The organism is Lysobacter sp. N42 (genome assembly GCF_004344885.1).
Map to the genome: position 1 here is coordinate 49,767 of NZ_SKFB01000012.1, position 23,016 is coordinate 72,782.

At 71.1% G+C, this 23,016-nt stretch carries 19 protein-coding genes; 13 read left to right on the forward strand and 6 right to left on the reverse strand.

What is annotated here, in order from left to right; genetic code table 11:
- Positions 1-60: 60 nt before the first annotated feature.
- Positions 61-1,206 carry a 2-methylcitrate synthase gene (gene prpC / locus EYQ95_RS16190; protein WP_132328250.1) on the forward strand — a complete coding sequence of 382 codons (1,146 nt, stop codon included), beginning with the start codon at positions 61-63 and terminating at the stop codon, positions 1,204-1,206.
- An 18-nt stretch (positions 1,207-1,224) separates the two neighbouring features.
- Positions 1,225-1,680 carry a potassium channel family protein gene (locus EYQ95_RS16195; protein ID WP_165924759.1) on the forward strand — a complete coding sequence of 152 codons (456 nt, stop codon included), beginning with the start codon at positions 1,225-1,227 and terminating at the stop codon, positions 1,678-1,680.
- A gap of 15 nt (positions 1,681-1,695) precedes the next feature.
- On the opposite strand, the gene EYQ95_RS16200 is transcribed toward EYQ95_RS16195, so the two are convergent.
- The 3 genes from EYQ95_RS16200 to EYQ95_RS16210 form a co-directional block, all read right to left on the reverse strand.
- Positions 1,696-2,307, reverse strand: coding sequence for a glutathione S-transferase N-terminal domain-containing protein (locus EYQ95_RS16200; RefSeq protein WP_132328252.1), 612 nt, complete (start codon positions 2,305-2,307; stop codon positions 1,696-1,698).
- An 82-nt stretch (positions 2,308-2,389) separates the two neighbouring features.
- Entirely contained in the window at positions 2,390-2,848 is a 459-nt protein-coding gene (locus EYQ95_RS16205; RefSeq protein WP_132328253.1) for a cell wall hydrolase, read from the reverse strand.
- A 269-nt stretch (positions 2,849-3,117) separates the two neighbouring features.
- Positions 3,118-5,151 (reverse strand): NADPH-dependent 2,4-dienoyl-CoA reductase, encoded by a 2,034-nt coding sequence (locus EYQ95_RS16210; RefSeq protein WP_132328254.1) that lies wholly within the window; start codon positions 5,149-5,151, stop codon positions 3,118-3,120.
- Positions 5,152-5,498: 347 nt separating this feature from the next.
- On the opposite strand from EYQ95_RS16210, the gene EYQ95_RS16215 reads away from it, so the two are divergent.
- From EYQ95_RS16215 to EYQ95_RS16230, 4 genes are all read left to right on the forward strand, one after another.
- Entirely contained in the window at positions 5,499-6,617 is a 1,119-nt protein-coding gene (locus EYQ95_RS16215; protein WP_132328255.1) for an OmpA family protein, read from the forward strand.
- Between the two features lie 196 nt (positions 6,618-6,813).
- Positions 6,814-7,896: an OmpA family protein gene (locus EYQ95_RS16220; protein ID WP_132328256.1), complete on the forward strand. Its 1,083-nt coding sequence runs from the start codon at positions 6,814-6,816 to the stop codon at positions 7,894-7,896.
- 309 nt (positions 7,897-8,205) lie between these two features.
- Complete coding sequence (locus EYQ95_RS16225; RefSeq protein WP_165924760.1) at positions 8,206-8,718, forward strand: hypothetical protein; 513 nt, start codon at positions 8,206-8,208, stop codon at positions 8,716-8,718.
- Positions 8,715-9,479 carry a pseudouridine synthase gene (locus EYQ95_RS16230; RefSeq protein ID WP_132328258.1) on the forward strand — a complete coding sequence of 255 codons (765 nt, stop codon included), beginning with the start codon at positions 8,715-8,717 and terminating at the stop codon, positions 9,477-9,479. Before EYQ95_RS16225 ends, EYQ95_RS16230 begins: the two co-directional genes overlap by 4 nt.
- A gap of 293 nt (positions 9,480-9,772) precedes the next feature.
- On the opposite strand, the gene EYQ95_RS16235 is transcribed toward EYQ95_RS16230, so the two are convergent.
- From EYQ95_RS16235 to tdh, 3 genes are all read right to left on the reverse strand, one after another.
- Entirely contained in the window at positions 9,773-10,162 is a 390-nt protein-coding gene (locus tag EYQ95_RS16235; protein WP_132328259.1) for an HNH endonuclease, read from the reverse strand.
- 142 nt (positions 10,163-10,304) lie between these two features.
- Positions 10,305-11,498 (reverse strand): glycine C-acetyltransferase, encoded by a 1,194-nt coding sequence (gene kbl, locus EYQ95_RS16240; RefSeq protein ID WP_132328260.1) that lies wholly within the window; start codon positions 11,496-11,498, stop codon positions 10,305-10,307.
- A 112-nt stretch (positions 11,499-11,610) separates the two neighbouring features.
- Positions 11,611-12,633, reverse strand: a complete 1,023-nt coding sequence (tdh, locus tag EYQ95_RS16245; RefSeq protein WP_132328280.1) for an L-threonine 3-dehydrogenase — start codon at positions 12,631-12,633, stop codon at positions 11,611-11,613.
- A 167-nt stretch (positions 12,634-12,800) separates the two neighbouring features.
- Here tdh and EYQ95_RS16250 point away from each other — a divergent pair, with 167 nt between their 5' ends.
- The 7 genes from EYQ95_RS16250 to EYQ95_RS16280 all read left to right on the forward strand — a co-directional run bounded on the left by EYQ95_RS16250 (position 12,801) and on the right by EYQ95_RS16280 (position 22,997).
- Positions 12,801-14,948, forward strand: coding sequence for a S46 family peptidase (locus EYQ95_RS16250; RefSeq protein WP_132328261.1), 2,148 nt, complete (start codon positions 12,801-12,803; stop codon positions 14,946-14,948).
- Between the two features lie 121 nt (positions 14,949-15,069).
- On the forward strand, positions 15,070-17,235 hold the full coding sequence (locus EYQ95_RS16255; RefSeq protein ID WP_132328262.1) for a S46 family peptidase: 2,166 nt from the start codon (positions 15,070-15,072) through the stop codon (positions 17,233-17,235).
- A gap of 349 nt (positions 17,236-17,584) precedes the next feature.
- Positions 17,585-19,165: a phosphoglycerate dehydrogenase gene (serA, locus tag EYQ95_RS16260; RefSeq protein WP_132328263.1), complete on the forward strand. Its 1,581-nt coding sequence runs from the start codon at positions 17,585-17,587 to the stop codon at positions 19,163-19,165.
- Positions 19,166-19,324: 159 nt separating this feature from the next.
- Positions 19,325-19,966, forward strand: a complete 642-nt coding sequence (locus EYQ95_RS16265; RefSeq protein WP_132328264.1) for a histidine phosphatase family protein — start codon at positions 19,325-19,327, stop codon at positions 19,964-19,966.
- A 148-nt stretch (positions 19,967-20,114) separates the two neighbouring features.
- Complete coding sequence (gene folC, locus EYQ95_RS16270; protein ID WP_132328265.1) at positions 20,115-21,389, forward strand: bifunctional tetrahydrofolate synthase/dihydrofolate synthase; 1,275 nt, start codon at positions 20,115-20,117, stop codon at positions 21,387-21,389.
- Between the two features lie 98 nt (positions 21,390-21,487).
- Positions 21,488-22,450: an SPOR domain-containing protein gene (locus tag EYQ95_RS16275; RefSeq protein WP_132328266.1), complete on the forward strand. Its 963-nt coding sequence runs from the start codon at positions 21,488-21,490 to the stop codon at positions 22,448-22,450.
- Between the two features lie 4 nt (positions 22,451-22,454).
- Positions 22,455-22,997 (forward strand): CvpA family protein, encoded by a 543-nt coding sequence (locus tag EYQ95_RS16280; RefSeq protein ID WP_132328267.1) that lies wholly within the window; start codon positions 22,455-22,457, stop codon positions 22,995-22,997.
- The last annotated feature ends 19 nt before the right edge of the window (positions 22,998-23,016 follow it).

The following is a 23,016-nucleotide window of genomic DNA, read 5'->3' on the forward strand; positions in this document are numbered from 1 at the left end:
CGGGGTGGCCGATCCGATTCCCGCTTCCGCCCACGCGGAGGCCGCAACGAGAGATCCCGAATGAGCGAGCAAGTGCTCCCCAAGGCCAAGAAGTCCGTCGCCCTGAGCGGCACCGCCGCCGGCAACACCGCGTTGTGCACGGTCGGCCGCAGCGGCAACGACCTGCATTACCGCGGCTATGACATCCACGACCTGGCCACGAAGTCGACGTTCGAGGAAGTCGCGCACCTGCTGGTGCACGGTGTGCTGCCGACGGCCTCGCAGCTCAGGGCCTACAAGACCAAGCTCAAGCGCCTGCGCGGCCTGCCCGCGATCGTGCAGGAGGCCCTGGAACTCGTGCCCGCCAACGCGCATCCGATGGACGTGCTGCGCACGGGCTGCTCGGTGCTCGGCACGGTGCTGCCCGAGCGCGAGGGCCATCCGGCCTCCGAGGCCCGCGACATCGCCGACCGCCTGGTCGCGAGCTTCGGCTCGATGCTGCTGTACTGGTGGCATTTCACGCGCAATGGCACGCGCATCGAGACGCTGACCGACGACGATTCGGTCGCCGCGCACTTCCTGCACCTGCTGCATGGCCAGGCACCGTCGCAGCTGCATGCCGACTCGCTCGACAAGTCGCTGATCCTCTACGCCGAGCACGAGTTCAACGCCTCCACGTTCACCGCGCGCGTGATCGCGGGCACCGGCTCGGACCTGCACTCGTGCATCACCGGTGCGATCGGCGCGCTGCGCGGGCCGAAGCACGGCGGCGCGAACGAGGTGGCGATGGACATCATCGCGCGCTACTCGACGGCCGACGAGGCGGAGGCCGACATCCGCGCGCGCATGGAGCGCAAGGAGATCATCATCGGCTTCGGCCACCCGGTGTACACGGTCGGTGATCCGCGCAACCCGATCATCAAGGAGATCTCGCGCAGGCTCTGCGCCGACGGCGGCAACCAGACGCTGTTCGACGTGTCCGAGCGCATCGAGAACCTGATGATGGACACGAAGAAGATGTTCCCGAACCTCGACTGGTACAGCGCGTCGGCCTACCACATGATGGGCATCCCGACGCCGATGTTCACGCCGCTGTTCGTGATCGCGCGCACCACCGGCTGGAGCGCGCACGTGATCGAGCAGCGCGAGGACGGCAAGATCATCCGCCCCAGCGCCAACTACATCGGCCCCGAAGACCGCGAGTACGTGCCCATCGACCGGCGCTGAGCCATGGGGACCGTCGGAATGCATCTGCTGGTCATCGCGGCGACGGTGCTCACCGTCGTCGTGGTGGTGCTGGTGCATTTCGAGGGCATCGTGGCGCTGGGCCGCTTCTACGAGAACCACAGGACGCGTACCGCGCGCCCGGCGGTGGGCCGTCGCATGATGCTGGTGCTCATGCTGGGCCTTGTCGTGCTGCACATGGTCGAGATCCTCATCTTCGGCAGTGCCTACTGGCTGCTGCTGCAGCTGCCCGCGACGGGCAGCCTGGCAGGGGTGGAGAGCGCGTCGGTGTTCGACGCGCTGTACCTGTCGGCGATGACGTACTCGACGGTCGGCTTCGGCGACGTGGCGCCCGATGGCCCGATCCGCTGGCTCGCCGCGGGCGAGGCGCTGGTCGGGCTGATGATGGTCGCCTGGTCGGCCACCTTCGCCTTCATCGAGATGTCCCGGCATTGGGACATGGGCCGGCAGCGCTAGCGACGGGCCGGCGTTTCAGTCGAGGCCTTCGCGTGCGAGCGCGTTTCGCACGTCGGCATCCGCTTCCATCCGCGAGCGGAACGCGGCCAGGCCCTCCAGGCCCTCGAGGTCCACGCCCGTGCGCGATGCCCAGCGCAGCGTCACGTACAGATAGGGGTCGGCGTAGCTGCGGAAACCGGCGATCCAGTCGTGCCGCCGCATCGCCTCGTCGGCGCGCTCGAACATCCCGCGCAGGCGCGTACGAGCGGCGGCCTTGACCGCTTCGTACTGTCCCTCGTCGCCGATGAAACGCGCGGGCCCGAACAGCGGATGGAAGGCCGGATGCAGGTCCGCGTTGACGAACGCCAGCCAGCGGTTGGCGTGCGCGCGCTGCCGCGGCGAGCCATCGCCTCCCAGGCCGGATGCGGGTGCCAGATCGGCCACGTAGCCGAGGATGGCGGCGTTCTGCGTGAGCACGAAATCGCCGTCGACCAGCGCCGGCACGGCGCCGGCGGGATTGATCGCGAGGAAGTCCGGTGCCTTGAGTTCGTCGCGCGATAGCACGTGGACGTCGAATTCCAGGCCCGACCAGCGCAGGGCGATATGGCAGGCGGTGGAGCAGGCACCGGGCAGCGTGTAGAGCTTCATGCGGATCTCCTGGCGGAATCGCGCACTGTGCGATGCCCCCCCGGCGCGCCTCAACGGCCGGCGCGGAACGCAGCGGCCCGGCTCAGGCATCGCGCGGATGCAGGGCCTGCACGCGGTAGAAGGTGTGGTCGCCGATCGTCGCCACCTGGTAGGCGGTGCGCCAGCTGGGCGAGGCGATCGCATGTGCGGCGAAGTGGCTGGCTCCTGGAACGATCTCCTCGCGCTCGCCGCGTGGCAGCGACCAGTTGTGCTCGGCCTCGAGCGCGATGGTCACCGCCTGTGCCCAGGCCTCGGTATTGGACAGGCGGGTGCCGGCGGGCACGAGCGTTGGTGCGAACTGCTTGCGCGCCGTCACCACGTCGCAGACGGTGTCGCCCCACAGGCCGCTGTCGCGGCGCCGTAGGGCGACTTCCGCCACCGCCTTCTGGCCGCGCACGGACTGGTCGCGCGCTTCGAGGTAGACGGTGGTGCTGAGGCAGAGCGAATCGGCGGCCTGCGGCGGCAGCACGGTGGACAGCCAGAGGATCCAGGCCAGTTTCATCGTCGGTACTCCTTGCTCCGTTGCGCCGGATCGGGGCGACGCACGCGCAGCGCGCGTCGTCGGCTTTCACCGGCATGGCGTTACCGAGGAGGGCGGCGGCCGCAATCCGTTGCGCGGCAGGTGCGCCGCGAGGCCCGCGTTGCCCGGGCACGAAGCCCGCTGCGCGGGCCGTGCCGATGCCGCCGAATCGTCAGCCGGCGGCAAGGTCGGCGCGCACGGTAGCCACGCGTCGATAAATGTCCTGTGAACGGCCGCTGCGGGGGCCTGCCTCAGAGCGCGGCGGCGACGCGGCAACCTTGGGCGATCGCGCGCTTGGCATCCAGCTCGGCTGCCACGTGCGCGCCGCCGATGACATGTGGATTGAGGCCCGCGGCGCGCAAGGGGGCTTCGAGCGGGTTGCAGGAGATCTGGCCGGCGCAGACCACCACGTGGTCGACCGGGAGCGTACGTGGCTCGCCATCGATGCGGACGTGGAAGCCCGCATCGTCGAAGCGCACGTACTCCACGCCACCGATGGCCTGCACCGCGCGCGCCCGGAGGCTTGCCCGGTGGATCCAGCCCGTGGTCTTGCCCAGCCGCGCGCCCGGGCGGCCCGGCGTGCGTTGCAGCATCCAGATCTCGCGCGCCCGCGGTGGCGGTTGCAGCGGGGCGAGGCCGCCGCGAACGTCGGTGTAGTGCACGTCGACGCCCCACTCGCGTCGCCATGCGGCGACGTCGAGCGAGGGGGATACACCCTCGTGCGCCAGGAACTCGGCGACGTCGAAGCCGATGCCGCCGGCCCCTACGATGGCCACGCGCGCGCCGGGCGTGGCGCGTCCCGAAAGCACGTCGTCATAGCGCAGCACGCGCGGATGCTCACTGCCTTCGAATGCCACCGCTCGTGGTTCGACGCCGGTGGCGAGCACGATGTCGTCGAACTGCCGGAGCCCGTCCGCGTCCACCTGCGTGCGCAGCCGCAGCTCCACGCCGTCGAGCTCGATCCGGCGCCGGAAGTAGCGGATGGTTTCGTCGAACTCCTCCTTGCCCGGAATCCGCCGTGCAAGGTTGAACTGCCCGCCGATGTCGTCGGCCGCCTCGAACAGCGTCACGCGGTGGCCGCGCTGCGCCGCCACCGTGGCGCAGGCCAGACCCGCGACACCCGCGCCGACGACGGCCACGCGGCGCGCGGCTTTCGCAGGGGCATAGACCAGTTCGGTTTCATGGCAGGCGCGCGGGTTGACGAGGCAGGACGCGCGCCGGTTCTCGAAGACGTGGTCGAGGCAGGCCTGGTTGCAGGCGATGCAGGTGTTGATCTCGTCGCGCCGCCCGGTGCGCGCCTTTTCCACCCATGCCGGATCGGCGAGCAGCGGGCGTGCCATCGAAACAAGGTCGGCCGCGCCGCTGGCGAGCACCTGCTCGGCGACTTCGGGCATGTTGATGCGATTGGTCGCCACCAGTGGCAGCCGCACGTGCGGCCGCAGTCGCGCGGTCACGTCGACGAACGCGGCACGCGGCACCGACGTCGCGATCGTCGGCACGCGCGCCTCGTGCCAGCCGATGCCGGTGTTGATGATCGTCGCGCCCGCCGCCTCGATCGCGATGGCCTGGGCCACGACTTCGTCCCACGCCAGCCCGCCCTCCACGAGGTCGAGCATCGAAAGACGGTAGATGAGGATGAAGTCCGGGCCGCAGGCCTCGCGGATGCGCTGCACGATTTCCACCGCGAAACGCATGCGCCGGGCGGCGTCCCCACCCCATGCATCGCTGCGCTGGTTGGTGCGCGGCGCGGTGAACTGGTTGATGAGGTAGCCCTCCGAGCCCATCACCTCGACGCCGTCGTAGCCGGCGTCGCGCGCGAGCAGGGCCGTGCGGACGAAGGCGTTAATCGTGGACCGCACTTCGAAGCCGCGCATGGCACGCGGTCTGAACGGGTTGATCGGCGCCTTGATCGCGCTCGGCGCGACCTGCAGCGGGTGGTAGCCGTAGCGCCCCGAATGCAGGATCTGCAGGCAGATGCGCGCTCCGTGTCCGTGCACCGCGCGCGTGACCTGGCGATGGCGTGCGACCTGCCAGCGATGCGCCAGCGTGCCGGAAAGGGGCTTCAGCCAGCCGCGGATGCCGGGAGCGAAGCCGCCGGTCACCATGAGCCCGACACCGCCCCGCGCGCGCTCGGCGAAGTACGCCGCAAGCTTGCCGAAGTCGCGCGCATGGTCCTCCAGGCCCGTGTGCATCGATCCCATCAGGACGCGATTGGGCAGCGTGCAGAAGCCAAGGTCGAGGGGCGACAGCAGATGCGGGTATGGCGGCAGACCGGCAGACGGCATGGGTGGATACGCGTGCGTATGGAGGCCGCACGATGCATCGAAAGCGGCGGCGGGGCAAGTCGGGAGGGAAACGCATTGCCGGGTGTTGAAACCTGGTGCGTCATGCACCGCCGCGGCGCGTATCCGTCTGCGCTCCGCCTCCACGCCGGTTATGCGTTCTTGAACCCTCGCGCACCGCCGGCATACGGCGCGCGGAACTTATGCGGTTGTTACGCGCCGGTTAACAGCGCCTTCACGGCCGCGCTCCTAGCCTGCGCGCCGATGGCTTTGTTCAGGCAGCTGTCCACGATCCAGGAATCGCGCAAGCGAGTTGGCTCTCCCCCGAACCTTTCAGGAGCAACAATTACATGAACAAGAAACTCCTCTGCGCCGCCTTGCTGGGTGGCCTGTCGCTGGTCCAGATTGCCGGTGCGCAGGAATTCGACGACCGCTGGTACCTGACCGGCGCCGCCGGCTTCAACATCCAGGACAATGACCGTGGCACGCGCAACGCGCCGTTCGGTGCGCTCGGTTTCGGCAAGATGGTCAATCCGAACTGGTCGTTCGACGTCGAGCTCAACTACCAGAATCCGAAGTTCGATGCGAACCAGGATCTGCTATGGAGCCAGTACGGCATCTCCTTCGACGCGCGTCGCCATTTCGCCGCCGAAGGCCGCGCCTGGAACCCGTACGTGCTGATGGGCCTGGGCTACCAGCGCGAGGAGATCGAGTTCGATGCCTTCCCGAACCCCGCCTCGCCGGGGCAGTGGGAAGAGGGCGGTGTGGCCGCGAAGGTCGGCGTCGGCCTGCAGGGTGACGTCGGTCGCGTAAAGCTGCGTACCGAACTCGCCTACCGCGCCTCGACGGCGATCGACAACAGCGATGCCGCGCTGGCCCTCGACGACCCGCCGCCGGAGCGCAACGATGGCCCGGACTGGTTCGGTGACGTGCTCGCTTCGGTGGGCGTGGTCGTCCCGCTGGGTCCGGAGCCGGCTGCTCCGGTGGGTCCGGCCCCGGTCGCGCCGAGCTGCGCGGACAAGGACGACGACGGCGACGGCGTGAACAACTGCGACGACAAGTGCCCGGGTTCGCAGGCCGGTCAGGCGATCGGTCCGGACGGCTGCCCGGTGCCGGTGACGATCGACCTGCGCGGCGTGAACTTCGACTTCGACAAGTCGACGCTGCGTCCGGACGCGATCGCCATCCTCAACGAGGCGGTGCAGATCCTGCAGCGCTACCCGCAGCTGCGCGTGGAAGTGGCCGGTCACACCGACCTGTGCGGTACCGACGCCTACAACCAGTCGCTGTCGGAGCGCCGCGCCCGTGCGGTGTACGACTACCTGACCAGCAACGGCATCGGTGCCGACCGTCTGGCGGGTCCGACCGGCTACGGCGAGAGCCGTCCGCTGGAGAACACCCCGCAGACGCTGCCGGAGTGCAAGAACGAGCGTAACCGCCGCACCGAGCTCAACGTCCAGAACCAGTAACTGCGGACGCAGCGCTCACGCAAACAGGCGAAGCCCGGCCTCGTGCCGGGCTTCGCCTGAACTCCGGACGGGACCGCCGGTCAGCTGAGTGTTAACCCTTGTTAACAAATGTGAGACGCCGTGTAATCATTCAGCCCGGCCTGTTCAGGAGCGCCTAGGCCTGGCCCTGCCGTTTCCGACTCATTAGGAGTTTCATATGAAGATCCGTCTGCTGAGCACCGCGCTTCTGGCCGGTCTGGCGTTCGCCCAGGCCGCCGGTGCGCAGGAATTCGATGACCGCTGGTACCTCACCGGGTCCGCCGGCTTCAACATCCAGGACAACGACCGCGGCACGCGCAACGCGCCGTTCGGCGCCATCGGCTTCGGCAGGATGATGTCGCCGGCCTGGTCGTTCGACGTCGAGCTCAACTACCAGAACCCGAAGTTCGATGCGAACCAGGACCTGTTGTGGAGCCAGTACGGCGTTTCGCTGGACCTGCGCCGCCATTTCACGGCCGAGGGCCGCGCCTGGAATCCGTACGTGCTGATGGGCCTGGGCTACCAGCGCGCCGAGGAGGAATTCGACGCGTTCCCCAGCGTGGCATCGCCGGGTCAGCGCGAGGACGGCAACCTGGCCGCCAAGATTGGCGCCGGTATCCAGGGCGACGTGGGCGCCGTGAAGATCCGCACCGAGCTCGCCTACCGCGCCGATTTCGACGACATGAGCGTCGCCGCGCCGCAGGAAGACTGGTTCGGTGACGTGCTCGCTTCGGTGGGCGTGGTCGTCCCGCTGGGTCCGGAGCCGGCTGCTCCGGTGGGTCCGGCCCCGGTCGCGCCGAGCTGCGCGGACAAGGACGACGACGGCGACGGCGTGAACAACTGCGACGACAAGTGCCCGGGTTCGCAGGCCGGTCAGGCGATCGGTCCGGACGGCTGCCCGGTGCCGGTGACGATCGACCTGCGCGGCGTGAACTTCGACTTCGACAAGTCGACGCTGCGTCCGGACGCGATCGCCATCCTCAACGAGGCGGTGCAGATCCTGCAGCGCTACCCGCAGCTGCGCGTGGAAGTGGCCGGTCACACCGACCTGTGCGGTACCGACGCCTACAACCAGTCGCTGTCGGAGCGCCGCGCCCGTGCGGTGTACGACTACCTGACCAGCAACGGCATCGGTGCCGACCGTCTGGCGGGTCCGACCGGCTACGGCGAGAGCCGTCCGCTGGAGAACACCCCGCAGACGCTGCCGGAGTGCAAGAACGAGCGTAACCGCCGCACCGAGCTCAACGTCCAGAACCAGTAACTGCGGACGTAGCGCTCAAGCAGTACCCCGAAGCCCGGCCTCGTGCCGGGCTTCGTTTTTTCCCTGTGCCTCTCATCGGCGAGATGTAGGCCATGCAGCCGCGCCGCTGCACGCTGAGCTGCCGGGCGCATCGCGTAGCGGCGCGGCGACGTTAGGGATGGCGAGGGATAGCGCCGTGCGCACGAGCGCCGGGCGCAGCCGGGGCGGTCGACTTGCCGCCGCCGCGCCACGGCGCGACCGGATTCACACCGCAGACTCCCCGGCTTCGGCGTATGCTCTGCATCCGCTCGCGATCGTCCGGAGAGCCGTATGCGCCCCGTCCTCATGACCTTCCTGCTGCTGGCCTCCGGCGGCGCTATCGCACAGGACGCGTGCACCGCGCTCGCGCGTACTGCGGCGGCCCCGATCGCCGCGCCGGCGCTGGCGCCGGGCCTGGTCGCGCCCTCGCCGCAGCTCGGCGCGCCCGGTGGCGTGCTGGCCCAGGCCTTCTCGCAGGCGCAGTCGGCCGACGCCGTGCTGCTGCGCCTGCGCATCGAGAAGTGCCGCACGATGGCCATGTCGGGGCAGCCCGGAAGCCCCGGTGGCCTGATCGACCCGGCCACCTACCAGCCGAAGACGCAGTTCGACAACACGCCGTGGCGGTTCGACATGAACCAGAACGGCAAGCGCATGACCGCCGATGAGTTCGACGCCTGGATGAAGGCACGCGGCGTGCGCGTGGCGCGCGGCGGCGCGGTCGCCGCGCCGGTGGCCACGGAAGCCGCACCCGCGGCCGCTGGCGCCGCGCCGGCCCAGCAGGCGCCGACTCCGCAGGTCGATTGACGAGCCGCGGCAGCGGGCGCGCGCCACGCTACGGGCTGGCGCGCATCCTGTCCAAGCGTGGGCTGTGCTCGCGCACGCAGGCGGCGGAATGGATCCGGGCCGGGCGCGTGCGCGTCGATGGTCGGGTCGTGCGCGATCCGGAGCACCCGGTGCGACCGGACCTCGACCGGGTCGAGGTCGATGGCGTCGACGACGCCGCACCCGACCGCCACTACCTGATGCTCAACAAGCCGCGCGGGCTGGTCACCACCGCGCGCGACGAACAGGGGCGCGATACCGTCTACCGCTGCCTGGACGGGTCGGGCCTGCCCTGGCTGGCGCCCGTCGGGCGACTGGACAAGGCCAGCGAGGGCCTGCTTCTTTTCAGCAACGACCCCGTCTGGGCGGCGTCGATCACCGATCCGGTGCACGGCCTGCGGAAGACCTACCACGTCCAGATCGACCGGCTTCCCGAGCCTGCGTTGCTGCAGGCGCTGGAGGCCGGGGTCGACTGCGATGGCGAACATCTGGCGGCCGTGCGGGCAGGCCTGTTGCGGCAGGGCACGCGCAATGCCTGGCTGGAGATCGTGCTGGACGAAGGTCGTAACCGGCAGATCCGCAGGCTGCTGCAGTCGCACGGCATCGGCGTGCTGCGACTGGTGCGCGTGGCGATCGGCCCGCTTGCGCTGGGCGCGCTCGGCAAGGGGCAGTGGCGGGCGCTGACGCCCGGGGAGGTCGCGTCGCTCGCGATGCCGCCGCCGGTGGTCGAGCGACGCGACTAGACGGCAGGGCGCAGGTTCCCCGCGGCGCGCGCCTCCGATGGCACCGGGGAAATGCCCGCCCCGCTGACCCGCGTGGACGCGGTTGCAGTGCGGCCGACATGCCGAGCCGGGCATGGGGCCCGGCCGCGGCAGTGACTGACACAGGTCGGCCCGTACCGCCGGGTCCGTGGACCGACGCCTTCCACCCACGGTCCAGGCGGCGCTGCGCGAGGCAGCTGGCGACGGGCTGCGGGCATGGCCCGGTATCGATCCCGAGTCGCCATGCGCGGACGCCGGGCAGCCGCCACCAGTGTTCACCCGGCTTCGGCGTCGTCCCGCCAGCGTGCAAGCCGCGTGGCCAGCAGCCGGGCGACGACCTCGTGTGCGCGCGCATCCGTCGGGCCGCGTGCGTCGGGTCCCTTGCCCTTGTCCTGGTTGCAGCGTGCACAGGCCAGGGCCAGGTTGCGCGGATCGTCGGGCTCGTCGCCGACCTGCAGCGTGAGCGTGGCGGCCGCACGCCTGCCGAACCAGGCCTGCGGGACCACGTGCTCGAGCGAGGCGTGGCCTTCGGGCGTGCCGTCCGCGCGCGTGGACAGGCGCGTGCGGCAATGCAGGCATCGCGTGGTCCAGCGGCCGTCCGCCAGGCCGGCTTCGGCGTCGGTCCGAAGCGCGGTCAGGAACAGGCGACGCAATGCCGGGCGCATGGGCTGGGGTCGACCGGATGGGGCGTCACGATCACATCGCGCAGCTGCAGGGCAGGTGAGGTGCGCATGTGCCTCGATGAATGCTGCAAGGGCGGCACCGCGCGATGCGGCGCATCGCGCGAAAACCGCGTGCGGCCCCGCGTCAGCCCGTGATCACGCCCAGCTCGCGCCCGATGCGCGTGAACGCGTCGATCGCGCGATCCAGGTGCTCGCGCGTGTGCGCGGCCGACATCTGCGTGCGGATGCGCGCCTGGCCCTTGGGCACGACCGGGAAGAAGAAGCCGATCGCGTAGATGCGTTCCTCGAGCAGGCGCTGCGCGAATTTCTGTGCGAGCGGGGCGTCGTAGAGCATCACGGGCACGATCGGGTGCACGCCGGGCTTGAGGTCGAAGCCCGCGGCGGTCATGCGCTCGCGGAAGTAGCGGGTGTTCTCGGCAAGGCGCTCGCGCAGCTCGCCGGCCTCGGTCAGCATCTCGAAGGCCTTGATGCCCGCGGCCACCACGTGCGGTGGCAGCGAGTTCGAGAACAGGTAGGGGCGCGAGCGCTGGCGCAGCAGCTCGATCACCTCGCGCTTGGCCGTGGTGAAGCCGCCGAGCGCGCCGCCCATCGCCTTGCCCAGCGTGCCGGTGACGATGTCGATGCGGTCGAGCACGCCCTTGACCTCGGCCGAGCCGCGGCCGGTGGCGCCGAGGAAGCCGGTGGCATGGCATTCGTCGATGTGCACCAGCGCGCCGTACTGCTGCGCCAGGCGCGTGATCTCGTCCAGCGGCGCGATGAAGCCGTCCATCGAGAACGCGCCGTCGGTGGTGATCAGGATCGTGCGCGCACCGTCGGCCTTGGCCTGCTGCAGCTGCTTCTCGAGGTCCGCCATGTCGCAGTTGGCGTAGCGGTAGCGGCGGGCCTTGCACAGGCGCACGCCGTCGATGATCGAGGCGTGGTTGAGCGCGTCGGAGATGACCGCGTCGTTCTCGTCCAGCAGCGGCTCGAACAGGCCGCCGTTGGCGTCGAACGCCGCGGCGTAGAGGATCGCGTCCTCCTGTCCGAAAAAGTCGGCGATGGTGCGCTCGAGCTTCTTGTGCAGGTCCTGCGTGCCGCAGATGAAGCGCACGCTCGCCATGCCGAAGCCGTGGCTGTCCAACGCGTCCTTCGCGGCCTGGATGATCGCCGGATGGTCGGCCAGGCCCAGGTAGTTGTTGGCGCAGAAGTTCAGCACCGTGCGGCCGTCTTCCAGCGTGATCTCGGCGGCCTGGGGCGAGGTGATGATGCGCTCGGACTTGAACAGGCCGGCGTCGCGGATCTCGGCGAGCGTCTGCTCGTAGCGTGCGGTCAGGGACATGGGTTGAAAGCCGGGATTGGTGATTCGGGATTGGGGATTCGTCGAGCGGGCTCCGGTGGCGATGGGTCGCTCATGCGAATCCCGAATCCCCAATCCCGAATCCCGGCTCTCGTCAATTCCAGCTCAGGACGATCTTGCCGCTCCTTCCGGCTTCCATCAGCTCGAAGCCCTTCTGGAACTCGTCCACCGGAAGCTGGTGGGTGAGCACCTTGCCGAGCGGGAAGCCGCTGAGCACGAGCTGCGTCATCTTGTACCAGGTCTCGTACATGCGGCGGCCGTAGATGCCGTGCAGGGTGAGGCCCTTGAAGATGATCTTGTCCCAGTCGGCACCGGCGCCCTTGGGCATGATGCCCAGCATGGCGATCTTGCCGCCGTGGTACATGCAGTCGAGCATGTCGTTGAAGGCGCGCGGGTTGCCGCTCATCTCCAGGCCGACGTCGAAGCCTTCCATGTGCAGGTCGGCCATCACGTCCTTGAGCGAGGTGTTGGCGACGTTCACCACGCGCGTGGCGCCCATGTCCGCGGCGAGCTTGAGGCGGTAGTCGTTGACGTCGGTCACCACCACGTTGCGCGCGCCGATGTGCTTGCAGATGCCGGCGGCGATGATGCCGATCGGGCCCGCGCCCGTGATCAGCACGTCCTCGCCGACCACGTCGAACTCCAGCGCGCAGTGCGCGGCGTTGCCGTAGGGGTCGAAGAACGCGGCGAGCTCGCTGGGGATCTGGTCCGGAATCGGCCAGAGGTTGCTGGCCGGCATCACGATGTATTCGGCAAAGGCGCCGTTGCGGTTGACGCCGATGCCCACGGTGTTCGGGCAGAGGTGCTGCTTGCCGGCGCGGCAGTTGCGGCAGTGGCCGCAGACGATGTGGCCCTCGGCGGAGACGCGCTGGCCGATGCGGTAGCCCGTCACGCCCGTGCCGACCTGCGCGATGCGGCCGACGAACTCGTGGCCGATGACCAGGCCCGGCTTGATCGTGCGCTGGCTCCACTCGTCCCACAGGTAGATGTGCAGGTCGGTGCCGCAGATCGCGGTCTTCTCGAGCTTGATCAGCACCTCGTTCGGGCCGGGCACCGGCACCGGCACCTCTTCCATCCAGATGCCCTTCGCGGCTTCGCGCTTGACGAGTGCGCGCATCGTCTGCGCGGTGGGGGCGAGGGTGGCGGTCTCGGACATGAACGGGGCCTTGGGCGCGCTGCGCGATGGAACGACGATTATACGAGCCGCACCCTGAAGGCCCTCGCGGTTTGCGGCACGGGGCGCCGGCTCGTTATCGTCGGCCGGTTGCCTTTCCGGAATCGTCCATGCGCCGCCGTCTGTTGCCCCTCGCGCTTTCCCTCGCCGTCGCTCCCGCCTTCGCCTCCGAAGGCATGTGGATGCCCTCCCAGCTCCCCGACATCGCCGCGCAGCTCAAGGCCGCGGGCTTCGAGGGCGATGCCGCGGACCTTGCCGACCTCACCCGGGCGCCGATGAACGCCGTCGTGAAGGTCGGTGGCGCCACCGGTGCTTTCGTCTCGAAGGACGGGCTCGTGCTGACCAACCACCACGTCGCCTTCGGGGTGATCCAGTACAACAGCCGGCCGGATCGCGACCTCATCGGGCAGGGCTTCGCCGCGGCCACGCGTGACGACGAGCTGCCGGCCAATCCCGATTACCGCGTGCTCGTCACCACCGGATTCGACCGCGTGACGGACCGCATCCTCGCGGGCACGAAGGGCAAGCGCGGCAAGGCCTATTACGACGCGGTGGACACCGCGACCAAGGCCGTCGTCGCCGAATGCGAGCGCGAGGCCGGCTACCGCTGCAGCGTCGCCAACATGTACTACGGCACCGACTTCTACCTCATCCGCCAGCTCGAGCTGCGCGACGTGCGGCTGGTGTACGCGCCGCCGGAATCGATCGGCAACTACGGCGACGAGATCGACAACTTCATGTGGCCGCGCCACAGCGGCGACTTCACCCTGCTGCGCGCCTACGTGGGCCGCGACGGCAAGCCGGCCGACTACAGCCCCGACAACGTGCCCTACGCGCCGCCCGGGCACCTGCAGGTCTCCACCCGCCACGTGGGCGAGGGCGACTTCGCGATGCTCGCCGGTTACCCGGGCGTGACCTTCCGCCACCGCATGGCCAGCGAGTTCGCGCAGCAGGTGGACTGGCAGTTGCCCAGCCGCGTCGCGCTCAACCAGGGCATGATCGCGACCATCGAGAAGGCCGCGGCCACGCCGGAGCAGCGCGTGCTGTACGCCGCGCAGCTGGCCAGCATGAAGAATTCGCTCAAGCGTGCGCAGGGCGAGCTCGATGGCCTGCGGCGCAGCGATGCGACCCGGGTCCGCCGCGACGACGAGGCGGCGATGCTTGCCTGGCTCGCCAGGCAGCCCAGGGCCAAGGCCACGCGGGCCGACATCGCCGCCGCGCAGGCGGTGCTCGATGCCGCTTCCGCGACGCGCGAACGTGACCAGCTGCTCGCCGCCGTCCGCGGCCAGACGCAACTTCTGCGCGCCGCGATCACGCTGCAGCGCCTGGCGCACGAGAAGGGCAAGCCCGATGCCGAGCGCGAGACCGGCTACCAGCAGCGCGACGAAACGCTGATCACCGGCCAGCTCAGGCAGGTCCAGCGCCGCTACGACCCAGCCGTCGAAAAGGCCTTGCTTTCGCACCTGCTGGAGCAGTGCCGGGCACTCCCGGCCGCGCAGCGCGTGGCGGAGTTCGACGCGGTCTTCGGCCGCAGCGCGGAGGAGGCGCAGGCCCGGCTCGACGCGCTCTACGGCGGCACGAGGCTGGGCGACGAGGCCGTGCGCCTGGCGGCGATGGGCCGCGATGCCGCCAGCCTGGCCGCCGACCCCGACCCGCTGCTGCGCGCCGCCGCCGCGCTGCTGCCGGCGGTGTTGCGCCTGGAGGACGAGGCGGAGGCGCGCGAGGGCGAGCTGCTGCGCCTGCGCCCGTCGTACATGCGCGCGCTGATCGACTACCGCAAGTCGCAGGGCCGTGCGGTCTACCCGGACGCCAACTCCACGTTGCGCGTGAGCTACGGCCAGCTCACCGGCATGAGCCCGCGCGACGGCGTCAACTACGTGCCGGTCACCACCGTCGGCGGCATCCTCGAGAAGCACACCGGCGCTGCGCCGTTCGACGCGCCCGAACCGCTCCGCGATGCGATCGCGAAGGCCGATTTCGGCACGACCGCCGACCCGAAGCTGAAGACCCAGACGGTCGACATCCTCACCGACCTCGACACCACCGGCGGCAATTCCGGCTCGCCCGTACTCGATGCCGAGGGCAGGCTCATCGCCATCAACTTCGACAGCAACTGGGAAGCGGTGAGTGCCAGCTGGATGTTCGACCCGCGCTACAAGCGCGCGATCCACGTCGATGCGCGCTACATGCGCTGGCTGATGGCCAAGGTCTACCCGGCCCCGCACCTGCTGGCGGAGATGGGCCTTCCCGCCGAATGAACGCGCGGCAGCACCCCGCGCCTCCATGACTTTCGTCATGGCCGGCCCCCGAGGGCCGGCCGCTAGACTCGCCCTTCCTCGCGCCCGCCGCGACCTTCGCACCACCTTCCGGGGACACCACATGCGTCACAGCGCTCTCGCTATCGCCACCTTCGCCGCACTCGCGGCCTCCACCGGCGCGATCGCCGGCGAAGGCATGTGGGTGCCCCAGCAGCTGCCGGAGATCGCCGGGCCGCTCAAGCAGGCCGGGCTCAAGCTCGATCCCAGGCAGCTCGCCGACCTCACGGGCGACCCCATGGGCGCCGTGGTCTCGCTCGGCGGCTGCACGGCGAGCTTCGTCTCGCCCCAGGGCCTGGTGGTCACCAACCACCACTGCGCCTACGGCGCGATCCAGCTCAATTCGACGCCCGAGAAGAACCTCATCACGCTGGGGTTCAACGCGCCGACGCCGAAGGACGAGCTCTCGGCCGGGCCGAACGCACGCATCTACGTGCTCGACTCGATCCAGGACGTGACCGCGCAGGTCAAGGCCGCGATCGCGGCGGCGCCCACGCCGATCGCGCGCACCAAGGCGGTGGAAGCACTGGAGAAGAAGCTCGTCGCCGACTGCGAGGCCGAGGCCGGCTTCCGCTGCCGCCTCTACAGCTTCGCCGGCGGCAACACCTACCGGCTGTTCCGCAACCTCGAGATCAAGGACGTGCGCCTGACCTACGCGCCGCCCTCGAGCATCGGCAACTACGGCGGCGAGGTGGACAACTGGATGTGGCCCCGCCACACCGGCGACTTCGCCTTCTACCGCGCCTACGTCGGTCGCGACGGCAAGCCCGCCGCGTATTCGCCCGACAACGTGCCCTTCCAGCCCAGGCGCTTCCTGAAGATCGCCGACAGGCCGCTGGGCGAGGGCGACTTCGTGATGGTCGCCGGTTACCCCGGCAGCACCAGCCGCTACGCGCTGGCCAGCGATTTCGACGCGACCTCCGGCTGGACCTACCCCGTGGTCGGCCAGCACTACAAGAACCTGGTCGCGATGGTCGAGGCCGCGGGCAAGCAGAACCCGGACATCGCGGTGAAGTACGCCAGCACCGTCAAGAGCTGGCAGAACGTGATGAAGAACTACGACGGCCAGCTGGAAGGCTTCAAGCGCATCGACGCCGCCGCCACCAAGCGCAGCGAAGAGGAAGCGGTGCTGGCGTGGTTGCGCGGGCAGGGCGCCAGCGGCAAGGCGGGCCTGGCCGCGTTCGAGCGCCTGCAGGCGCTGGGCGAGCAGGCGCGCGCCACGCGCGAGCGCGATCTCGTGTTCGGCCAGCTGCGCGGCACCGGCGTCCTGGGCGCTGCGACCTCGCTGTACCGCCTCGCGATCGAGCGCGCCAAGCCCGATGGCGAGCGCGAGTCCGGCTACCAGCAGCGCGACATGCCCGCCTTCGAAGGCGCCCTGCGCCAGATGGAGCGCCGCTACCACCCGGAGATGGACCGCGAGCTGATCGGCTACTGGCTGCGCGAGTACCTGAAGCTGCCGCAGGGTCAGCGCGTGGCGGCGGTCGACGCCTGGCTCGGCGGCAACGACGAGGCCGCGATCGCGCGTGCGCTGGACACGCTGGCCGCGACCCGTCTCGGCGACACGCAGACGCGGCTGTCGCTGATGCAGGCCGACCGCGCGACGCTCGAGGCCTCCACCGACCCGGCCATCCGTTTCGCGGTCGCGGTCATGCCGACCATCCTCAAGCTCGAGGAAGAGGCCAAGACCCGTGCGGGCGAGGTGCTGGTGAACCGCCCGGTGTTCCTGCAGGCGGTGGCCGACTACAAGAAGAGCCGTGGCCAGTTCGTCTACCCGGACGCGAACTCGTCGCTGCGCATCACCTTCGGCAACGTCATGGGCTACACCAAGGCCGATGGTTCGAAGCAGGACGCCTTCACCACGCTCGAGCAGGTGGCGCAGAAGGCCACGGGCGTGGAGCCCTTCGACGCGCCCAAGGCGCAGCTCGATGCCATCGCCGCGAAGAACTACGGCGGCCTGGCCGACAAGCGGCTGGGCACCGTGCCGGTGAACTTCCTGTCCGACCTGGACATCACCGGCGGCAATTCCGGCTCGCCGGTGCTCGATGCGCACGGCAGGCTGGTGGGCCTGGCCTTCGACGGCAACTGGGAGTCGGTGAGCAGCAACTGGGTGTTCGACCCGAAGATGACGCGCATGATCGCCGTCGACCAGCGCTACATGCGCTGGGTGATGCAGGAGGTCTTCCCGGCCCCGCAGCTGCTGGCGGAGATGGGCGTGCCCGAGGCGAAGTGATCGCCACGCGGGATCGTCCGTGAAAGGCGGAACGGCCGGCGCGATGCGTCGGCCGTTTCGTTTCATGCCCGGCCTGCGACGGCCGCGCGGGTCGGCTGCGGGCTGCGGCGCGGCGTCAGCGGTCGTGCCGCGCCGCCCATCGGCCGGCGCTTGCGGTGATCGCGGTGGAGTCTGCTAGGCTGCGCCGGTCGCGGATTCCCATGCCAGCCGGCCCCGTCTCCCGACCCGCAGGACGCACCGCGTCCACGCACCACGTTCGACCGCATCACCGTCGCAGCGCCCCTCGTGCGCGAGGCCGACGGCCGGCTGGCAGGGCATCCGCGCTTCCCTCACCCAAGGAGCGCGAACGATGCGAGTGCTGGCATGCGATGGAATCCACGAAGACGGGCTCGAGATGTTCCGCCAGGCCGGCTGGGACGTCGTGGTCGCGCCCGAGCCGATCAAGGACGCGGGGCTGCTGGCCGACGCGCTGGCGGACTTCGACGCCGTGCTGGTGCGTTCGGCCACGAAGGTGCCCGCGGAGGCGCTGGCCAGGGCCGCGCGCCTGAAGGTCATCGGCCGCGCGGGCGCGGGCGTCGACACCATCGACGTGGAGGCGGCCACCGCGCGCGGCATCGCGGTCATGAACGCACCCGACGGCAATACGCTGGCCGCCGCCGAGCACGCCATCGCGCTGCTGTTCGCGCTGGCGCGCCGCGTGCCGAAGGCCGATGCCGGCATGAAGGCGGGGCAGTGGCCGAAGGCGGGCCTGACGGGCTTCGAGCTCGAGGGCAAGCGCCTGGGCGTGGTCGGCCTGGGCCGCATCGGCAGCACGGTGGCGCGCAAGGCGCAGGGCATCGGCATGGACGTCGCCGCGCATGATCCGTTCCTGCCCGCGGCGGCGGCGGGAAAGGGCAGCGTGCCGCTCAAGTCGCTCGACGAGCTGCTGGCCTGGGCCGACATCGTGACGCTGCACATCCCGCGCACGAAGGAGACGACCAACCTGCTCTCGGAGGCGCGCATGCGCGCGATGAAGCCCGGCGCGATGCTGGTCAATGCCGCGCGCGGCGGCCTGGTCGACGAGGCCGCGCTGCTGCGCCTGCTCGACGAGGGGCACCTGGCCGGCGCCGCGCTGGATACCTTCGCGACCGAGCCGCTGCCGCCGGATTCGCCGCTGCGCACGCACCCGAACCTCGTGCTGACGCCCCACCTGGGCGCCTCGACCAGCGAGGCGCAGCAGGCCGTGAGCACCATCCTCGCGCGGCAGATCATCGATTTCGTCGCCACCGGGGCCGTGGCCGGCTGCGTCAACCTGCCGCCGCTGACGGCCGAGGCGGCCCGCGAGGTCGGCCCGTGGATGCCGCTCATGACCGCCCTGGGGCGGCTGGCCTCGCGGCTGGTGCCGGCGCCCACGCGCCTGGAGATCCGCTACGCCGGCCGCACCGAAGGCCTGGACACGCGGCCGCTCACGCGCCTGCTCGTCGCCTCGCTGCTGGGGGCCGCGTCGGGGCGCATCACGCCGGTCAACGCGCTGCACGAGGCGGCCGGGCGCGGGCTGGAGGTCAGCGAGACGGTGGGGGGCGACGGCAACGGCTTCGACCGCCTGCTGCGCATCCGCATCGAAGGCGACGACGGCGCCGGGCGCGGAGTGCACCGGGAGATCGACGCCACGCTGCACCGCGCGCCGCGCGTGGTCGCGCTCGACGGGGTGGAGATCGAGTTCGACCCGCTGGCGCACGTGCTGCTGATGCGCAACGAGGACCGGCCCGGCATGGTCGGCATGGTCGGCTCGCAGCTGGGCATGGCCGGCATCAACATCATCAACTTCGCCCTGGGCGCCGCCGGCGACGGCTATGCGCGCGCGGCGATCACGGTGGACCGCCCGCTGGAGCAGGCGCAGCTCGACGTGCTGCGCGCGACGCCGGGCGTGCTCTCGCTGCAGCAGGTCTGAACGTCCGGGATTCGGGATTCGGGATTGGTGGGCGCGGCGACGCCGCGGTCTTCGCTGGTCGAGATGCCGGCCACTCGTCCGCGGATCCGCATTCCACCCCGAGCCCGAATTCCCCGACCCAATCCCGACTCCCGAATCCCCAATCCCGAATCCCGAACCATGCGAATCATCCTTGCACGCCACGGCGAAACCCCCTGGAACGCCGAGGGGCGCTACCAGGGCCAGGAAGACATCCCGCTCTCGCCGGTCGGCGAAGGGCAGGCCGCGGCCCTGGCCCAGCGCCTGCGGCACGTTCCGATCGCGCGCGCGGTCGCCTCGCCGCTGTCCCGCGCGCGCCGCACCGCCGAGATCGCCCTGGGCGACCGCGCCTGGATGCTGGCCACCGACGCCGGCCTGGCCGAGATCGCGCACGGCACCTGGGAGGGCCTGCTCGCCCACGAGATCCGCGAGCGCGATGCCGAGCGCATGCGCGCCTGGCGCGAGGCGCCCCACGAGGTGCTGATGCCGGGGGGCGAATCGCTGCAGCACGTGCTCGACCGCGCATGGCCCGCCCTGGCCCGCGCCACGCAGGGGCTGGGCGAGGCCGACACACTGCTGCTCGTCGCCCACGATGCAGTCAACCGCGTGCTCCTGTGCCGCATCCTCGGCCTGCCGCTGGCGCGCCTCTGGAGCTTCCGCCAGGCACCGACGACCATCAACCTGCTCGAAGGCCCGGATGTCGACGCGCTCGAGGTGGTCAGGCTCAACGACTGCAGCCACCACACCCCGTTCTTCGGCGAGGCGGTCCACCGCGCGCTGTAGCGTGGGCAGGCGCAGCGCACGGGACCCCGCCGCGGCGCCCGCCCGGCCCGCGCCCTGCCATCGTTGCGGCTCATCGACGTCGATCGGCGACAATCCCCGCCGCCGCAGGCTCGCGGCGTATCCAACACCGTAGAGCGACAGCGCCCGCATGAGCTCCACCCTCGCCAGCTGGCTGGCCCGCCTCGAACAGCAGCACCCCCGGGCCATCGACCTGGGCCTGGACCGCGTGCGTGCCGTGCATGCGCGCCTGGGCCTGGGCCGCCCGGCCCGGCACGTCGTGACCGTCGGCGGCACCAACGGCAAGGGTTCGACGGTCGCGTTCGTCGAGGCGATCGCGCGCGCGGCGGGCCATCGCGTCGGCGCCTACACCTCGCCGCACCTGCTGGCCTTCAACGAGCGCATCCGCATCGACGGCGAGGATGCCGGCGACGCGCCCATCATCGAGGCCTTCGAAGCCGTCGAGGCCGCGCGCGACGGCATCTCGCTGACCTACTTCGAGGTCGCCACCCTGGCCGCGCTGTGGCTGTTCGCGCGCGAGGGCCTGGACCTGGCGATCCTGGAAGTCGGCCTGGGCGGGCGGCTCGACGCCACCAACATCGTCGAGCCCGACGTCGCGGTCATCACCACCGTCGATCTCGACCACCAGGACTGGCTCGGCCCCGACGTCGAGGCCATCGGTTTCGAAAAGGCCGGCATCGCGCGCGCATGGAAGCCGCTGGTGCTGGGCGACGACGATCCGCCGTCCAGCGTGCTGCGGCATGCCTATGCCATCGGCGCGAAGACCTTGCGCATCGGCTGCGACTTCTTCATCGACGACGCCGGTGGCGAGGCCGGCTGGCGCTGGCGCGAGGTCGGCCGCGAGGTCGAGCTGCCGTTGCCGGCGCTGGCCGCGCCGGCGCAGCTTCGCAATGCCGCCGTCGCCATCGCCGCGCTGCGCGCGATCGACCTGCGCATCGACGACGAGGCCCTGCGCTGCGGCGTCGCCAGCGCGCGGCTGCCCGGGCGGTTGCAGCGCCTGGAGCGCGGCGGGGTCGAGTACGTGCTCGACGTGGCCCACAACCCCCAGGCCGCGCGCCAGGTGGCCGACTGGCTCGCCGCGCAGCCGGCCGTCCGCACGCAGGCGGTGTTCGCCGCACTGGGCGACAAGGACGCGGCCGGCATCGTCGATGCGCTGGCCGCGCATGTCGACGCCTGGCACCTCGCCGGGCTGCCGGGGCAGGGCGCGCGGGCGATCGACGCCGGGGAGCTCGCCGCGCGCCTGCCGGCGCCGCTGGCCGATGCGGCCAGCCGCTCGCCGGACGTGGCCGCCGCGATCGAACGCGCCGCGGCGCAGGCCCGCCCCGGCGAGCGCGTGCTCGTGCTGGGCTCCTTCCACACCGTGGCCGCCGGGCTGCGGCAGCTGGGCGCGTCGCCGGCCGCCTGAACCTTGCGGAACAGGGCGGCCGCGGCGCGGGCCCGGCCGACCCCGCTCGCTATAATCCGCGGCGACAAGGCGGGCCACTCCCGCCGCACGCGGACGCGATGGAACCTGCCCTGAAACAGCGGCTGCTCGGCGCGGCGGTGCTCGTCGCGCTGGCGGTGACCTTCCTGCCGATGCTGGTGATGGACCCGGCGCCCGAGAGCGGCGCGTCGGACGTGCCGCTCAAGCTGCCGCCCGCCCCGGCGCCCGGCATCGAGACGCGCGAGCTTCCGCTGGTGGAGCCGGCCGCGCCGGCCGGCCCCGCGCTCGCCCCCGCGCAACCGCCGGCCGATGCACCGGCCGAGGTGGCGGCGGAGCCCGCCGAGGCCAGCCCGGCCGTGTTTCCCGCGCCCAGGGCCGGCGGCGACTTCGCCGTGAGCTTCGGCAGCTACGCCACCGCCGCCGATGCCGCGCGCGTGGTGGGCGCGCTGCGTGCGTCCCAGCTTCCGGGCTACGCCGAGGTGGTGACCACGGGCACCCGCGCGCTGCACCGCGTGCGCATCGGGCCCTATGCCACCCGCGCCGATGCCGAGGCCGCCCGGCTGCGGGCCGCGCACGTGCGCGACGACGTCGGAGCCCGGGTGGTGGTGCTCGACGCGGCGACGTCGGCCACCGCCCCCGCGTCCAGTGCCGGCAAGCCGGCCACTACGCCGCCCGCGAAGCCTGCCGTTGACGGGGCGGACGCCGCTGCGGGCAGCCGTACGGTCGCCACGGCGCCCCGGCCGGCCACCGAGCCTTCGACACCGCCCGCGCCTGCAACGCCGTCGGCGCCGCAGCCCGCTGCGGCGGCCGTGGGCTTCGCCGTGCAGCTGGGCGCGTTCTCCAATGCCGCCGATGCCCAGCGGCTGCAGGACCGCGCCCGCGCCGCCGGTTTTTCCGCCTTCGTCGAGCCGGTACGCACCGAGGCCGGCACGCTGCATCGCGTGCGTCTGGGCCCCGTGGCCGACCGCGCCGCCGCCGACGCGCTGCGTTCGCAGGCCGCCGGCCGGCTGGGCGTGAGCGGCATCGTGCGTCCGCATCCGTGAGCGAATGAGCGGCCTGGACGTGCTGCTGCTGGTCGTCGTGGGCGCGTCCGCGCTTTTCGGGCTGATGCGCGGCTTCATCGGCGGCATCGCGTCCATCGCCGCCTGGCTCTTGGGCGGCTGGGCCGCGCTCCACGTCGGTGGCGACGTCGCGCGCTGGCTGGCCGGGGTGCCCGAGCCCGACGCCATCCACCTGCTGATGGGCTATGGCGCCTGCTTCCTCGCGGTCTCGCTGACGGTGGCCGCGGTGGCCTGGATGTCCCGGCGCGTGCTCTCGGGCATGGGGCTGGGCGGGGTCGACCGCGGCCTGGGCCTTGCACTGGGGCTGGCGCGGGGTGCGTTCGTCGGCTGCGTGCTCGTGCTGCTGCTGGGCTTCACCCACCTGCCGCGCGATGCCGGCTGGCAAGGCTCCGCCCTCGTCCCCATCTTCAAGCCGGGCGCGCGCTGGCTCGCCGGCTGGCTGCCCGACTGGGCGGCCGCGCGGCTCGACCTCGACGGTCGGGCGGAATCGTCGATCAAGTCACCGATGGCGCAGCCCGCGCCCGTCTGAAACCTTCGCAGGACATCCC